Here is a 15,570-nt window from a genome sequence, read left to right on the forward strand (position 1 = left end):
CCTTTTCTCATGCCAGGAGCGTCGATCTTCACACGACCTCCAAGCTGAACCGATTAGGTTCTTCCCCACCGCCAATCTCCGCTTGATGCCTTGTGTGCAACGCGATAGGCCGATGCCCGCAACGACATTTTGCGGAGACAGATCGTGACAGCCCAGAAGACCAGAACCGAGACCGACACCTTCGGACCGATCGAGGTCGCCGCCGACCGCTATTGGGGCGCGCAGGCGCAACGTTCGCTGGGCAATTTCAAGATCGGCTGGGAAAAGCAGCCGCTTTCGGTTGTGCGTGCGCTCGGCATCGTCAAGCGCGCCTGCGCCGAAGCCAACATGGCGCTTGGCCGCCTCGATCCCAAGATCGGCAGCACGGTTGTGGCTGCCGCGCAGGAAGTCATCGACGGCAAGCTCAACGACCACTTCCCGCTGGTGGTGTGGCAGACCGGCTCGGGCACGCAGTCGAACATGAACGCCAATGAGGTGATCTCGAACCGCGCCATCGAGATGCTGGGCGGCGAGATGGGCTCCAAGAAGCCGGTCCACCCCAACGACCACGTCAACATGAGCCAGTCGTCGAACGACACCTATCCGACGGCCATGCACATCGCCTGCGCCGAGCGCATCGTCCATGACTTGCTGCCGGCCTTGAAGCGCCTGCACGCCGCTCTGGACAAGAAGGCCAGGGAATTCGACCACATCATCAAGATCGGCCGCACCCACACCCAGGATGCGACGCCGCTGACGCTGGGCCAGGAGTTTGGTGGCTACGCCGCGCAGGTCGCCTCGTCGATCAAGCGCATCGAACTAACCTTGCCGGGCCTGCAGGAACTGGCCCAGGGCGGCACCGCCGTCGGCACCGGCCTCAACGCCCCGATCGGCTTTGCCGAAAAGGTTGCCGAGCAGATCGCCGCCATCACCGGTCTCGCCTTCGTCACCGCACCCAACAAGTTCGAAGCGCTCGCTGCGCATGATTCGATGGTGTTCAGCCACGGCGCCATCAATGCGACGGCGGCGGCGCTGTTCAAGATCGCCAACGATATCCGCTTCCTCGGCTCGGGCCCACGCTCGGGTCTCGGCGAGCTGTCGCTGCCCGAAAACGAGCCGGGCTCGTCGATCATGCCGGGCAAGGTCAATCCGACCCAGTGCGAAGCGCTGACCCAGGTCTGCGTGCAGGTGTTCGGCAACAACGCAGCGCTGACCTTCGCCGGCAGCCAGGGCCATTTCGAGCTCAACGTCTACAATCCGGTCATGGCCTACAACTTCCTGCAGTCGGTGCAGCTGATGGCCGATGCGGCGGTCTCTTTCACCGACAATTGCGTCGTCGGCATCGAGGCGCGCGAAGACAACATCAAGGCAGCACTCGACCGTTCGCTGATGCTGGTGACCGCCCTTGCGCCGACAATCGGCTATGACAACGCCGCCAAGATCGCCAAGACCGCGCACAAGAATGGCACCACGTTGCGCGAGGAGGCATTGGCGACCGGACTGGTGTCGGCGGAAGACTACGACCGGATCGTGCGCCCGGAGGACATGACCCATCCGGGTTGATTTACGCTTGGAGCGCCGCGCCTTCGAATGAACGCGCGGCGCCCCAGCGCAAAATCATTCCAATTGTGAACGATCTGTCGACACATTCGCACCTTTAGTGAACAGTCGGAATCCACTAGATGTGGGGCATCGAATTTCAACGGAGCCTCACCCCAATGTCCAATGCTTCCATCGCTTCAGAAAAGTCCATGAGCGGTAACGCTTCGGCTCTCATCCTTGCAGGCCGCGTCCTGCTGTCGATCATCTTCATCCTCGCCGGCTTTGCCAAGCTGACCGCCATTTCCGGCACCGCCGGCTGGTTCGCCAGCATCGGCCTGCCGCTGCCGACGGTTACGACCGTCGTCGTTGGCCTGGTTGAGCTTGTTGGTGGCATCGCCATCCTGACCGGCTTCCAGACCCGTATCGCTGCGATCGTGCTCGGCCTGTTCACCCTGGCTGCGACCGCCATTGCCCACACCGACTTCGCCGATCAGGTCCAGATGATGTTCCTGCAGAAGAACCTGGCGATCGCCGGTGGCCTGTTCGTGCTCGCAGCCTTCGGTGCCGGCGCGCTGTCGATCGACGCCCGCCGCCGCTAAACCAAGCAGAACTCCTCCCAAGATTAGCCCGGGCTCGTCCCGGGCTTTTTTGTGCGCTGAAGTGGCCGACAGATCGACATAGTGATGACATCACCAATGCACAGGTGCATCCTGCGGCTGTGAGGTTACCCCGATGCTCAACAATCTGTTGCTGCTTGTCGCCCGAATCCTGATCGCCGCACTGTTTGTGCCCGCTGGCATCAGTACTCTTTCGAATATCTCAGGCGCTGCCGGCTATTTCGCCGGGCTCGGCCTGCCCCTGCCGACATTCGTTGCGCTGGGCGTCGGACTGCTGGAACTGGGCGGCGGGGCGCTGGTGCTGCTCGGCTTCCAAACCCGGGCGGTGTCGCTGCTGCTCGCGGCCTTTGCGCTGGCGGCAGGCTTCATCGGCCATTATGGCCAGGGCGGCGACAATCCGGCGATGGCCTTCATGCACCAGCAGGCGCTGATGAAGGACATCGCCACATCTGGTGGCCTGATCGCGCTGTCTGTGGCCGGCGCAGGTGCGATCTCGCTCGACCGGATGCTGTTCCGGCGAGCTATTTGACCGAGATGCTCGGGCCGTCCTCGACCGCCAGCACCAGCTTGCGGCCCGTGACCTTGGCAAGTTGCGCCAGACGTCCCGCCGGGCGCTCACCGTAGAGCTGACCGAATTCGCTCGGGATGATCAGCGCCAGCACGCCGTTGCCGCGATCTTCCCAGCGCAGCTTGGGCATCACGCCGGGCATCGAGGCCGTAAGCAGATAGACCACGCGCATCATGGCGCCCAGGATGCGGGCGCGTTCGAGATAACGCGGCGTCGCCAGTTCCTTCAGTTCCGGGGCGAAACTGTCGTTGAAGACGCCATCGTGGCGGAACAGGTTGGCCAGCGCCAGGAACGCACGACCCGGATGGTCGACACCGATGAAGGACGCGTGCGCGATGATGTTGAGCGATTGCCTGCCGCGATATTCAGGATGGGCGCGCCAGCCGATATCGGCGAGCAGGCAGGCGGCATGGCGATAGCGCGCCTCCTCCTCCGTCTCTTCGATGCCGAAGGCAGCGAACGACCTGCGTGTCCATTCGACAAGCTCGTGGGCATGGCGCACCGAACGTGCGCGCAGCACCGCCAGTTCCTCGGCCGCCGAAATCAGTGGATCGGAACGGCGTTCTTCTTCGTCGAGCAGCGAGAACAAAAAACCTTCGCGCACGCCGAGCGCCGAGACGACAATGTTCGACGGCTCCATCTCAGCGATGATTTCCTGCAGCACCACCGCACCATAAGGCAGCAGCGAGCGGCGGTTCTTCGACACGCCCTCGATGCCCTTGACCTTCTCGACGTCACCGCGCGCGACCTGCTTGAGGAAGGGGAGCAGGCTTGCCGGGTCGAGCTGGTAATGGTGCATCACCTCGAGCGGATAGTTGGTGATGCCCATATGCAGCCGGGCGAGGTTTCGCCACGTGCCACCGACGGCATAAAAGGTCCTGCCCTTGCCGCCCTTGAGCAGCTTGGCCCGCATCAGTTCGGTGCGCGTGATCTTGGCCGCGACCACCGGCGAGCCTTTTGCCATATCCTGGAGCCTGAGGCCCCCGAGCGGCAAGGTGATACCCTCGCCGATGTCTTCGCCCCGGACGTCGACAAGTTCCAGACTGCCGCCACCCAGGTCACCGGCGATGCCGTCGGCGGGATGGAAGCCTGAGATCACGCCGAGCGCAGAATAGTGGGCCTCTTCGCGGCCGGTGAGCACCTGAATCTTGGTGCCGAGCACGTCTTCGGCACGCTGGATGAAGTCGGGGCCATTGATCGCCTCGCGCGCGGCTGCGGTTGCCAGCACATACATCTTTTCCGCGCCCGCCTGTTCGGACAGCCCGCGAAAGCGCCTGAACTCCTCCATCGAGCGCGTCACGCCCTCGGGGTCGAGTTTTCCCGTCGAAACGATGCCGCGGCCGAGGCCGGCCAGCATCTTTTCGTTGAACAGAAGGGTCGGCGAGCGCGCCAACCCTTCATAGACGACGAGACGTATGGAGTTCGAGCCGATATCGATGATCGACAGCGGTCGGCGGTCCTTGAGCCGGCCCTGCGAAAGTTGCGCCATCAGGTGGCCGCCGCCTCAGCCTTCTTGCGACGTTTGAACTGGGCAATGCGTTTGGGGGCGTGAGACTTCAGCGCGTCACCCCGTCCGGACAGACTCGGATTGGTCATGAAATATTCCTGCGCATTAAACGGCTCTTCGCCCTCGTCCAGCGTGATCCGCCGCGAGGTTCCATCCGCCAATACTTCGAAACTTTGCTGGTTGTCCATGATGTTTCCGAGCATGACCTGGCCAAGCACCTGCTCGTGCACAGTCGAATGCATCGTGATCGGCACCATGCATTCGACGCGGCGGTCGAGGTTGCGCGGCATCAGATCGGCCGAGCTGATGTAGACAATGGCCTCGTCCGACGGCAGGCCATGGCCATTGCCGAAGCAGTAGATGCGGCTGTGCTCGAGGAAGCGGCCGACGATCGACTTGACGCGGATGTTCTCCGACAGCCCGGGCACCTGTGGCCTCAGGCAGCAGATGCCGCGCACCACAAGGTCGATCTCGACCCCGCTGCGGCTTGCATCGTAGAGCGCGTCGATGATGATCGGATCGACCAGCGCGTTCATCTTCATCCATATCTGCGCCGGTTTGCCGTTGCGGGCATGCTCGACCTCGTCGGCGATATGCTTGAGAATCCGGCTGCGCAGCGTGTAGGGCGACAAGGCGATGCACATCTCGTCCGTCGGCTCGGCATAGCCGGTGATGAAATTGAAGATCTGCGCCACGTCGCGCGCAATCGCCGAATCGGTCGTGAAGAACGACAGGTCGGTGTAGATGCGCGCGGTGATCGGGTGGTAGTTGCCGGTGCCGAGATGGACGTAGTTGCGCAAGCGCCCGTCCTCGCGGCGAACCACGAGCGACATCTTGGCGTGCGTCTTGAGTTCGAGGAAACCGAACACGACCTGCACGCCGGCACGTTCGAGGTCGCGCGCCCAGCGGATATTGGCTTCTTCGTCGAAGCGGGCCTTGAGTTCGACAAGTGCCGTCACCGACTTACCGGCTTCGGCGGCGTCGACCAGCGCGCGCACGATCGGGCTGTCGTTGGACGTCCGGTAAAGTGTCTGCTTGATCGCCACCACTTCCGGATCGATCGCCGCCTGGCGCAGGAACTGCACGACGACATCGAAGGATTCGTAAGGGTGGTGGACGACGAAGTCCTTCTCCCGGATCGCCGCGAAGCAGTCGCCGCGGTGTTCGCGGATACGCTCGGGGAAACGCGGATTGAACGGCGGGAACTTCAGGTCGTCGCGCGGGACTGCGACGATTTCGGAAATCTGGTTGATGGCCAGAGGCCCACTCAGAATGCTGACGCGGTTCGCCGCAACGCCAAGCTCGCCGGCAACAAATTCGCGCAATGCCGCCGGCATCTGGCTGTCGAACTCGATTCGGACCACCGACCCACGCCGCCGGCGCTTGAGTGCGGTCTCAAACAGCCGCACCAGGTCTTCGGATTCTTCCTCGACCTCGATGTCGCTGTCGCGGATGATCTGGAACGTGCCTGAGCCCTTGACCTCGTAGCCGGGGAAGAGCTTGCCGATGAACAGACTCACGGTCTCCTCGATCGGGATGAAGCGCACCGTGCGTTTGCGATCCGGCAGCCTGATGTAGCGGCGCAGGGCCACCGGCAGGCGCAGCAAGGCCGTCATTTCCTCACTATTCTTGCGGTGGCGCAGCTGTAGCGCGATGGAAAATCCGAGATTGGGGATGAACGGGAAAGGATGCGCCGGGTCGATCGACAGCGGCGTCAGGACCGGGAAGATCTGCTCCATGAAGTGGTCTTCGAGCCACTTCTTCTCATCCTTGGCAAGGTCGGTCGCCGAGATGCTCTCGATACCTTCGAGCTTGAGCAGCTCCATCAGGCTCGACAGGCTCTTCTGCTGGTCCTCCTGGAGGCGTTCGACCTCGAGCAGCAGCTGTTCGAGCTGTTGCTCCGGCGTGCGGCCATCGGGGCTGCGAATGGTGATCCCCTCGCGCACCTGCCCGGCAAGGCCAGCGACGCGGACCATGAAGAACTCGTCGAGATTGCCGGCCGAAATCGACAGGAAGCGCACGCGCTCGAGTAGCGGGTGGTTCGGGTTTTGTGCCTGTTCGAGCACCCGCCTGTTGAACTGCAGCCAGGAGAACTCGCGATTGACAAAGCGATCGGGGTTGCCGCCTACCGCATCGGTCGGCGACTTGTCGTTGACGAAATCGGTATGTACCGGCCTCAACTGATTCATATGCAACCCTTCCCCACCGCAGCGTTCCGCCGCTTATCCGGCTCAACTTATCCTCTGACAGGCAATTGCGACAGTTTCATTTCAGCATCTTGCAAACCTGCCGCTTATGATACAAACGCTTCCGATAACGGCGTCGCAAATCCCTTGGACGTGCAAAGGCGCCGTGGCATTCATGCGCGAAGTTCCTCAGAAGGGAAAAACACCATGGCCGGCGGCTCCATCCCCCACTTCCAGAACGATGCTGGACATGCCGTGATCGAGATCGGCGTCAAGGAATTCATGTGCGTGGGCGCCAACCCGCCCTTCGACCATCCGCATGTGTTCCTCGACATGGGCGCGGACGCCGAAAAGGTCTGCCCCTATTGCTCGACGCTCTATCGCTACTCGTCCAAGCTGAAGGCGACCGAGACACAGCCGTCAGGCTGCCTGTACGTCGTCGACCGCGCAGCCTGACGACAAAGCCGCGGTCATGCAATCGCGGCAGATCGTGATCGCAGGGGCCGGCATCGCCGGGCTCACTGCGGCGCTCGCCTTCGCAAGGCACGGCTTTGGCGTTCGCGTCCATGAACGCGCTCCGGTGCTTGAAGAAGTCGGTGCCGGACTCCAGATTTCTCCCAACGCCACCCGCATCCTCGACCGTCTTGGCGTGCTCGATCTGCTCAGCGCCTCAACCGTGCGGCCGGAAGCGATCGTGCTGCGCGACGCTGCAACCTTGGGAGAACGCGCGCGCGTTCCGCTGGGAGCCGCGGCTGAGCGGCGCTGGAAAGCCCCTTACCTCGTTGCTCATCGCTCCGACCTTCAAAATGCGTTGCTCGCACGGGTCGCGGAAAGCCCGCTGATCGAGGTCACCACCAGTTCCGAGGTCACCGATGTCGAGGCACAGGCTGACGGCATCAGGGTAGCGGTCATGCAAGGCGGCGTCGCCTCCAATGTCGAGGCTGTTTTGTTTGTCGCTGCAGACGGCGTCTGGTCGGCCAGCCGGCGGCTGGTCGGCCCGAACGAGAAGAGCCGCTTTTCCGGCGAACTTGCATGGCGCACGACCCTCTCCGCCGACGGTGATGTCGGCCGCTATTTTGCCGCCTTGAGCTCGCCGGCAATGGTGACGACCTTTCTTCACCCGGGCTTCCATCTCGTCGCCTACCCGATCCGCGCCGGCACCGCGATCAACCTCGCCGCCTTCACGCCGGGCAATTCGATCGCCGAGCAATGGTCGGGCGAGACCGACGCCGGTGCGTTGAAGCGCGCCATGCGCGGCACCGCTCCTCCACTCTCCAGGCTCATCGACGAAGCCGGGCCGTGGACGGTCTGGCCGCTGCATACAGTCGACCAGGCCCGCCCCTGGACCGCAGCGAGCGGTATCGCGCTGATCGGAGATGCAGCACACGCCATGACGCCCTTCGCCGCCCAGGGAGCGGCGATGGCGATCGAGGACGCCTACACGCTGGCGGACGCGTTTGTGGCAGGTCCACAGACGGCCGACGCACTGTCGCGGTGGGAAATGGAGCGCAAGTCACGCGTGCGCAAAGTGGCACGGCGCGGCGCGCTGAACCGCTTCGCCTGGCATGCCAACGGGCCGGTGGCAGTGGCGCGCAACCTGTTCCTCAAACTCAAGTCACCCGAAAGCCTCGCCGCCGACATGGACTGGCTCTATGGCTGGACCCCGCCCGGCTGGTCCGACCAGGGCCGGTTGTAGAGGCCGAGCGACACATTCAGCGTTGCCGGCAGCGGGTTCCACCAGCCGGTCGTCAACCCAGCCTCTCGAAGTGCAGCAGCCGTCCAGGTGTTGCAGCCAGCCAAGGCGTTGAACATGCCGTTGGCCTCGAAGAAACCGTCATAGGCGCCGTAGTTCACACCAGCTATACGCTGCACGCCATTTGGCCCCTGCTGGAAGCTGCGCGCGATGAAATCAAGCAGAGCGGTAAAGCCGGCCTCGCCGATATCGAAGCGGCTGACGGTCGGGTGTGGCAGTGCGACGTCGCCAGCCAGATCGACATGCATCACAGAACTGTCGAGCGTGAACGCCGCAAGCACAGGCCCCGGCTTGAGTTCCGCCCATGTCGGCGTACCGATGTAAAAGGCCTTGCTGCCCCAGCCGAACACCAGATAGCGCGCCGCCGGCAAGTCCGCCTCTATTCCCGCGCCGAGCAGAAAGCCGAACTTTTCCAGTACCGACGCATCAAGCGGCACGGCAATATCGGTATGGATCGGATTGGTGAAAACGAGGATGTGGCGCGGTGTTGCCGCAACTGGCCCGCCGCCGAAAAGCGGCCTCGGCACCAGCGTGCCCAATGCAATGGCAGCGACCACGAACAGGACAAGGAGGCCCAGAAGACGAAAAGTCCTTCTCACCGGCAGGCTGTCCCCTTTGTCGCAGCGTTGTAAGGTTTCAACAAAAAGCCCGGCCGAAATGCGACCGGGCTTTCAGATTGTTGAGCGCCGCTGCTAATGCAGGATCTGGCTGAGGAACAGCTTGGTGCGCTCGTGGCGCGGATGGTCGAAGAACTCGGCCGGGGTGTTTTCCTCGACGATCTGGCCCTGGTCCATGAAGATGACCCGGTTGGCGACCTTGCGGGCAAAGCCCATCTCGTGGGTCACACACAGCATGGTCATGCCCTCTTCAGCGAGGCCAACCATGGTTTCCAGCACTTCCTTGATCATTTCGGGATCGAGCGCCGAGGTCGGCTCGTCAAACAGCATGATGCGCGGGTTCATGCACAAGGAGCGCGCGATCGCCACGCGCTGCTGCTGGCCGCCGGAGAGCTGGCCGGGATATTTGTTGGCTTGCTCGGGGATCTTGACCCGGCGCAGGAAGTGCATCGCCTGCTCCTCGGCCTGCTTCTTGGGCGTCTTGCGCACCCAGATCGGCGCCAGCGTGCAGTTTTCCAGGATCGTCAGATGCGGGAACAGGTTGAAGTGCTGGAACACCATGCCGACTTCGCGGCGAACCTCGTCGATCTTCTTGAGGTCGTTGGTCAGTTCCTTGCCATCGACGATGATCTTGCCCTTCTGGTGCTCTTCCAGCCGGTTGATGCAGCGGATCATCGTCGACTTGCCCGAGCCCGACGGGCCGCAGATGACGATGCGCTCGCCGCGCATGACGCGCAGGTTGATGTCTTTCAGCACATTGAACTCGCCATACCATTTATGCATGCCGACAATGTCGATCGCCACATCGGTGTCGGAGATGTGCATCTTGGCCCGATCGACCTTGATCTCGTCGGCGCTGACTGCGTTTTCGATGGCCATGGGCCGTTCCCTTTGTTGTTCGTTATCGTTTATGCCCGGTGTCGAGCCGGTGTTCCATATAGATAGAATAGCGCGACATGCCAAAACAGAACATCCAGAACACCAGTGCCGCAAAGACGAGCCCTGATGATGGGGTCTGGGGCGATGCCCAGGCCGGATCCGAGAAGTTCTGGCGCACGACACCAAGCAGGTCGAACATCGAAATGATGTAGACGAGGCTGGTGTCCTTGAACATGCCGATGAAGGTGTTGACGATGCCGGGAATGACAAGCTTCAACGCCTGAGGCAGCACAACCAGCCGCATCTTCTGCCAGTAGCCAAGGCCAAGCGAATCGGCGCCCTCGTACTGCCCCTTGGGGATCGCCTGCAGACCGCCGCGCACCACTTCCGCCATGTAGGCCGAGGCGAACAACGACACGCCGATCAGCGCGCGCAGGAATTTGTCGAAGCTGACCCCCGCCGGCAAGAACAGCGGCAGCATGACGCTCGCCATGAACAGCACGGTGATCAAAGGCACGCCGCGGATCGTTTCGATGAAGATGACGGAGAGCATCTTCACCACCGGCATCTTCGACCGCCGGCCAAGTGCGAGCAGGATGCCAAGTGGCAACGACACCACGATGCCGACGAAGGAGAGGCTGAGCGTCACCAAGAGCCCGCCCCAGAGCGGTGTTTCGACATGCGACAGCCCAAACATGCCTCCAACCAGAAGCATGAAAGCGACGATCGGGAACACCAGGAAGAGCAGGAACGCGTTCAGCCCCTTGCGCGGGACACGCGGGATCATCAGCGGCAGCAGCAGCGCCACGAACATGATCGCCACCAGAATGACGCGCCAGCGTTCCTCCATGGGATAGCGGCCGACCATGAACTGGCCGAGCTTGGCATTGACGAACGCCCAGCAGGCGCCGGACCAGCCGTCAGGCTGGACACCGCCCTGCGCTATTGTCGCACAGACGGTTCGGTCCGTGCCGGTCCACTGGGCATTGACCAGGGCCCAGTTGAACAATGGTGGCACGACGATCGCCACGATGATCATGCCAATGATGGTCAGCACCGAATCGAAAGGATTGGCAAAAAGGTTCTTGCGTATCCAGGCAATCGGCCCGCGTTCGCGAAGTGGCGCTGGTTGCGGCAACGCCATTTCGGTGCGGACATAATGAAAATCGCTTTGCGACATGTCCGCCTCCTACCTTTCCACCAGCGCCATCTTGGCGTTGAACCAGTTCATGAAGGCCGACGTGATCAGGCTGAGGCCAAGATAGGCGATCATCCAGATGACCACGATCTCGATTGCCTGTCCGGTCTGGTTGAGCACCGTTCCGCCCACCGCGACCAGATCGGGATAGCCGATGGCGATTGCCAGCGACGAGTTCTTGGTCAGGTTGAGATACTGGCTGGTGAGCGGCGGGATGACGATGCGCAGCGCCTGCGGCACCACCACCAGCCTGAGCGCCTGCCCCGAACGCAGGCCAAGTGCAGCGGAAGCCTCACTTTGCCCGCTGCTGACGCCCCTGATGCCGGCGCGCACGATCTCGGCGATGAAGGCGGCGGTGTAGAACGACAAGGCCAGGTAGAGCGCCAGGAACTCGGGCTTGATCTGGAAACCGCCGGTCAGGTTGAAGGTCGACTTCTTCGGAAAATCAAAGCTCATGGGAAAACCGGTGGCGACGAGCGCCAGAAGCGGCAGGCCTATGATCAGGGCAAGCGAGGTCCAGAACACCGGGAATGTCGCGCCCGTCGCCATCTGCCTTTGCCTGGCCGCGCGCGCCACGAACCACGACATGCCGATGCCAAGCAGGCATGCCACCGGGACCAGCAGTGAACCCTCGCCCCAGATCAGCTTGGGGAAATAGAACCCGCGGCTGTTAAGGAAGGAGCCAAAGGGCAGCTCGATGCTTTCCTTGGGCAGCGGCAGAACCGAAAGCACGCCGAAATACCAGAAGAAGATGACCAGCAACGGCGGGATGTTGCGGAAGACCTCGACATAGACGGTGCAGATCTTGCGGATCAGCCAGTTGTGCGACAGCCGGCCGATGCCGATGAGGAACCCCAGGATGGAGGCCGTGACAATGCCTGCCCCCGCCACGACGAGGGTGTTGAGGATGCCGACCAGCAAGGCCCGCTTGTAGGTCGAATCGGAATCGAAGGCGATCAGCGTATCGCTGACGTCGAAGCCGGCACGGCCGTTGAGAAAGGCGAAACCCGACGCGATGTTGGCGCGTTTCAGGTTGTCGATTGTATTGCCAATAATCCACCAGACGAACGCCGTAAGCGCAACGACCACGAGGATCTGGAAGAAGATGCCGCGCACCTTCGGATCGTAGAGCAGCGACGCGCGGCCGCCCCCTGCGTCATGGGGAATGTCCTGCGTAGCCATCGGAAGTCCCTCTGAAAGAGTAACCGGAAGGCGGCATCACCGCCCTCCGGACGAGACTTCGGATCAGCGGATGGGCGGCGCGTACTGCAGTCCACCCTTGGTCCAGAGCGCATTGATGCCACGGGCGATCTTCAGCGGGCTGCCCTGGCCGACATTGCGTTCAAAGACTTCGCCGTAGTTGCCCACTGATTTGACGATGTTGACGACCCAGTCGTTGCCGAGGCCGAGATCGGTGCCGATCTTGGTGTCCGCCTCCGTGCCGAGCACGCGCTTGACCTCGGGGTTTCCTGAACCCTTCATTTCCTCGACATTGGCTTGGGTGATGCCGAGTTCCTCGGCCGTCAGCAGCGCGAAATAGGTCCACTTGACGATGTGGTACCACTTGTCGTCGCCCTGGCGCACGGCAGGTCCGAGCGGCTCCTTGGAGATGATCTCGGGCAGCACGACGTGATCGTCCGGCGAGCCGAGCGTCAGGCGGATGCCGTAAAGACCTGACTGGTCGGTGGTGTAGACGTCGCAACGGCCCGCGTCGTAGGCGGCGTTGACCTCTTCGAGCTTCTCGAAGACGACCGGATTGTACTCCATCTTGTTCGCCTTGAAGTAGTCGGCGAGATTGAGTTCGGTCGTGGTGCCGGTCTGCACGCAAACGGCGGCGCCCGAGAGCTGGAGCGCGGAATTCACGCCGGGCAGCTTCTTGGCGTTGATCATGAAGCCCTGGCCGTCGAAATAGGTGACGCCGACGAAGTTCAGGCCAAGGGCCGTATCGCGGTTGATGGTCCAGGTGGTGTTGCGCGACAGAACGTCGATTTCGCCCGACTGAAGTGCTGTGAAGCGTTCCTTGGCGGAGAGCGGCGTGAACTTGACCTTGGTGCCGTCACCAAAGACCGCAGCGGCAACCGCGCGACAGAAATCGGCATCAAGCCCCTGCCAGTCACCCTTGTCGTTCGGCGCCGAAAAGCCGGCCAGACCAGTGCTGACGCCGCATTGCAAAAATCCCTTTGCCTTGACGTCCTCGAGCGTGCCAGCCGATGCGGCGGTCGCCATGCAGCCGAGCGTGACAGCCCCGAGAATGCCCGAAATGATATATTTCATGACCCACGAACCCTTTTCTGTTTTTTCCAGGCTGTGTCGCCCGTCTTTTTAAAGTGTGAACTCAGCGTCCCCTATCCGGCCCATATCCGGATTGCGCACCTTGCCGGCGCGCTTTGCTGCAGTCCGGTTCACAAATGCCATCGAAGGCGATAATTCTTGTTAGGTCAAGCAATAAAGCCCCGCGATCCGCGCCTCGGTCTTTAGTATTAGAAAGATGCGGGCACGATCTGTGCTGCGCCTTACAAAGCGGGCTCCGACTGCTTGGCCGGCAGCCCATTTGCGCCTGCCGAAACCGATCGCGGCAGCGCGCCTGTGGCGGTTGCGAAGGGAGCGCGCCACATACGGCGCCAGGTGAACGCCATCGTCTCGACGAGGCGCTCACCAAGACCCACCGGCCATATCTGGCCCAGCCGAACGCGGGCCTGCGGCGGTTGCGCAGGTAGAGCCGTCGCTTTATGGCTGGCGTCTTCGCTGAAAGGGTGCGGTTTCATGACTCGAGACAACGGTAGGATCAAAGGCGTCAACACGCGGCTCGCGCATGCCGGGCACGACCCCCATGGCTTCCATGGCTTCGTCAATCCGCCAGTGGTGCGCGCCTCGACGGTTCTCTATCCCAACGCTGCAACGATGGCCGGGCGCGCTCAAAAATACACATATGGCACCCGTGGCACGCCGACGACCGACGCGCTGTGCGAAGCGATCGACGAGCTTGAAGGTTCGGCCGGAACGATCGCCGTCCCCTCGGGCCTCGCCGCCGTCACAGTGCCGCTGCTTGGCTTCCTGTCGGCCGGCGACCATGTGCTGATCACCGACTCGGTCTATGCGCCGACACGCCACTTCGCCGACACCATGCTGAAGCGTCTCGGCGTCGAGGTCGACTACTACCACCCGCATGCAGGTGCGGGCATCGCCGAATTGATCAAGCCCAACACCAAGGTCGTGTTCACCGAATCGCCCGCGTCCAACACCTATGAGGTGCAGGACATCCCGGCGATCGTCAAAGCCGCGCATGCTGCGGGTGCGATCGTCATGATGGACAACACTTGGGCCACGCCGCTGCTGTTTAAGGCGCTCGACTTCGGCGTCGATGTTTCGATCCATGCCGCAACGAAGTATCCGGCCGGCCATTCCGACATCCTCAGCGGCACGGTTTCGGCCAACGCCGCCTGCTGGCCACGTCTCAGGGAAGCCTTCGACACGCTCGGCTGCTGTGCGGGGCCCGACGACGTCTACCAGGTGCTGCGCGGATTGCGCACAATGGGTGTCAGGCTTGCCCACCACGAAAAGAGTGCGCTTGAGATCGCGCGTTGGCTCGAAGGCCAGCCAGGCGTCGCGCGAGTGCTGCACCCTGCGCTCGAAAGCCATCCCGACCACGCCATGTGGAAGCGCGACTTCGCCGGTTCCAGCGGCATCTTTTCGGTGGTGCTTTCCGGTGGCGGCACGAAAAAGGCGCACGCCTTCCTCGACGCGCTGGAAATCTTTGGCTTGGGCTATTCCTGGGGTGGTTATGAGAGCCTTGCCGTGCCGGTGTTCCTCGGCGACCGCAAGATCGCCAGCGTGCCCTATGAAGGCCCGATCATCCGCCTGCAGATCGGGCTGGAAGACGTGGCCGACCTGAAGGAAGACATCGCGGCTGGCCTGGCCGCGGCAAACAGCGCGGAGTGAGGTCGGGCCTGCCGGTCCGGCTTGTGCCTTGAAACGACGCGGCCCGCATTGACGCCGAGACCGGCGATCGCGACAGTGGTGCTTGAGAGCAGCAACCTTCCGCGAGGATCAATATGGCCGCGTCCGACCGTCCGTCAGAAATCGCCCACTGGACCGAGATCGAGCGGCCGGACGGCGAGACATTTTCCGGCACCAGCGAGTTGAGGGGAATCGGTGCGCCGCTTGCCGCGCATTTTGGCCTTGAGCGGATCGGCATCCATCATGTCCGGCTGCCGCCTGGCCGGCGGACATCGTTTCCGCATGCCGAAAGTGCCGAAGAGGAATTCGTCTATGTGCTCGACGGCGAGCCAGATGTCTGGCTGGACGGCAAGCTGCACCGATTGAAGCCCGGCGATTCCGTCGGCTTTCCCGCAGGCACCGGATTGGCCCACAGTTTCCTCAACAACACCGAAACCGAAGTGCGCCTTTTGGTGGTTGGCGAAACCAGCAAGGCCGAAAACCGTATCGTCTATCCGCGCAATCCCGAGCGAAAGCCGATGCGCGACGACTGGTGGGACGACGCGCCGCAGCGCGCGCTCGGCGACCATGACGGGATGCCCGACAAGCTTCGCGCCGCACAACAGAAGTCAAAGGGCTAGAGTCAAAGCCAAGGCACTCTCACCGCAAGCCCTTGAAATTATTGGCGATCCCGACAGGATTCGAACCTGTGACCATCGGCTTAGAAGGCCGGTGCTCTATCCAGCTGAGCTACGGGACCACTGGCCGGCCCATGGCGAGCCGGCATA

Annotated in this window: 14 protein-coding genes and 1 tRNA gene; 7 read left to right on the forward strand and 8 right to left on the reverse strand. The window is 62.4% G+C overall.

Going from position 1 to position 15,570, the window contains the following annotated elements; genetic code table 11:
- Positions 1-144 precede the first annotated feature (144 nt).
- From fumC to AC1RTB_RS04025, 3 genes are all read left to right on the forward strand, one after another.
- A complete protein-coding gene (gene fumC / locus AC1RTB_RS04015; RefSeq protein WP_492880562.1) occupies positions 145-1,542 on the forward strand; it encodes a class II fumarate hydratase in 1,398 nt (465 codons plus the stop codon).
- 155 nt (positions 1,543-1,697) lie between these two features.
- Positions 1,698-2,120, forward strand: a complete 423-nt coding sequence (locus tag AC1RTB_RS04020) for a DoxX family protein (protein WP_492880563.1) — start codon at positions 1,698-1,700, stop codon at positions 2,118-2,120.
- A 133-nt stretch (positions 2,121-2,253) separates the two neighbouring features.
- On the forward strand, positions 2,254-2,667 hold the full coding sequence (locus AC1RTB_RS04025) for a DoxX family protein (protein WP_492880564.1): 414 nt from the start codon (positions 2,254-2,256) through the stop codon (positions 2,665-2,667).
- Here the strand turns inward: AC1RTB_RS04025 and ppx are convergent.
- Together ppx and AC1RTB_RS04035 are read right to left on the reverse strand one after the other, a co-directional pair.
- Positions 2,660-4,195: an exopolyphosphatase gene (gene ppx, locus AC1RTB_RS04030; protein WP_492880565.1), complete on the reverse strand. Its 1,536-nt coding sequence runs from the start codon at positions 4,193-4,195 to the stop codon at positions 2,660-2,662. The genes AC1RTB_RS04025 and ppx overlap by 8 nt on opposite strands.
- Complete coding sequence (locus AC1RTB_RS04035) at positions 4,195-6,402, reverse strand: RNA degradosome polyphosphate kinase (protein ID WP_492880566.1); 2,208 nt, start codon at positions 6,400-6,402, stop codon at positions 4,195-4,197. The genes ppx and AC1RTB_RS04035 overlap by 1 nt, the downstream gene beginning before the upstream one ends.
- Positions 6,403-6,606: 204 nt before the next feature.
- On the opposite strand from AC1RTB_RS04035, the gene AC1RTB_RS04040 reads away from it, so the two are divergent.
- Together AC1RTB_RS04040 and AC1RTB_RS04045 are read left to right on the forward strand one after the other, a co-directional pair.
- On the forward strand, positions 6,607-6,855 hold the full coding sequence (locus AC1RTB_RS04040; RefSeq protein ID WP_492880567.1) for a zinc-finger domain-containing protein: 249 nt from the start codon (positions 6,607-6,609) through the stop codon (positions 6,853-6,855).
- A 16-nt stretch (positions 6,856-6,871) separates the two neighbouring features.
- Positions 6,872-8,095, forward strand: a complete 1,224-nt coding sequence (locus AC1RTB_RS04045; RefSeq protein ID WP_492880568.1) for an FAD-dependent monooxygenase — start codon at positions 6,872-6,874, stop codon at positions 8,093-8,095.
- Here the strand turns inward: AC1RTB_RS04045 and AC1RTB_RS04050 are convergent.
- The 5 genes from AC1RTB_RS04050 to AC1RTB_RS04070 all read right to left on the reverse strand — a co-directional run bounded on the left by AC1RTB_RS04050 (position 8,050) and on the right by AC1RTB_RS04070 (position 13,120).
- Positions 8,050-8,751 carry a TIGR02117 family protein gene (locus AC1RTB_RS04050; protein ID WP_492880569.1) on the reverse strand — a complete coding sequence of 234 codons (702 nt, stop codon included), beginning with the start codon at positions 8,749-8,751 and terminating at the stop codon, positions 8,050-8,052. The genes AC1RTB_RS04045 and AC1RTB_RS04050 overlap by 46 nt on opposite strands.
- 93 nt (positions 8,752-8,844) lie before the next feature.
- The gene (locus tag AC1RTB_RS04055; protein ID WP_109574548.1) at positions 8,845-9,648 is read right to left on the reverse strand and encodes an amino acid ABC transporter ATP-binding protein; all 804 of its coding nucleotides are present in this window, start codon (positions 9,646-9,648) and stop codon (positions 8,845-8,847) included.
- Between the two features lie 22 nt (positions 9,649-9,670).
- On the reverse strand, positions 9,671-10,828 hold the full coding sequence (locus AC1RTB_RS04060) for an amino acid ABC transporter permease (protein WP_492880570.1): 1,158 nt from the start codon (positions 10,826-10,828) through the stop codon (positions 9,671-9,673).
- A 9-nt stretch (positions 10,829-10,837) separates the two neighbouring features.
- Positions 10,838-12,028 (reverse strand): amino acid ABC transporter permease, encoded by a 1,191-nt coding sequence (locus AC1RTB_RS04065; RefSeq protein WP_492880571.1) that lies wholly within the window; start codon positions 12,026-12,028, stop codon positions 10,838-10,840.
- A gap of 63 nt (positions 12,029-12,091) precedes the next feature.
- Positions 12,092-13,120 carry an amino acid ABC transporter substrate-binding protein gene (locus AC1RTB_RS04070; RefSeq protein WP_492880572.1) on the reverse strand — a complete coding sequence of 343 codons (1,029 nt, stop codon included), beginning with the start codon at positions 13,118-13,120 and terminating at the stop codon, positions 12,092-12,094.
- 489 nt (positions 13,121-13,609) lie between these two features.
- Here AC1RTB_RS04070 and AC1RTB_RS04075 point away from each other — a divergent pair, with 489 nt between their 5' ends.
- Both AC1RTB_RS04075 and AC1RTB_RS04080 read left to right on the forward strand, forming a co-directional pair.
- Positions 13,610-14,785 (forward strand): cystathionine beta-lyase, encoded by a 1,176-nt coding sequence (locus tag AC1RTB_RS04075; RefSeq protein WP_492880573.1) that lies wholly within the window; start codon positions 13,610-13,612, stop codon positions 14,783-14,785.
- Positions 14,786-14,898: 113 nt separating this feature from the next.
- The gene (locus AC1RTB_RS04080; RefSeq protein WP_492880574.1) at positions 14,899-15,423 is read left to right on the forward strand and encodes a cupin domain-containing protein; all 525 of its coding nucleotides are present in this window, start codon (positions 14,899-14,901) and stop codon (positions 15,421-15,423) included.
- Positions 15,424-15,465: 42 nt separating this feature from the next.
- Here AC1RTB_RS04080 and AC1RTB_RS04085 read toward each other — a convergent pair.
- A tRNA-Arg gene (locus tag AC1RTB_RS04085) sits at positions 15,466-15,542 on the reverse strand.
- Positions 15,543-15,570: the final 28 nt, after the last annotated feature.

Source organism: Aminobacter sp. GW821-FHT11F06, from assembly GCF_058808215.1.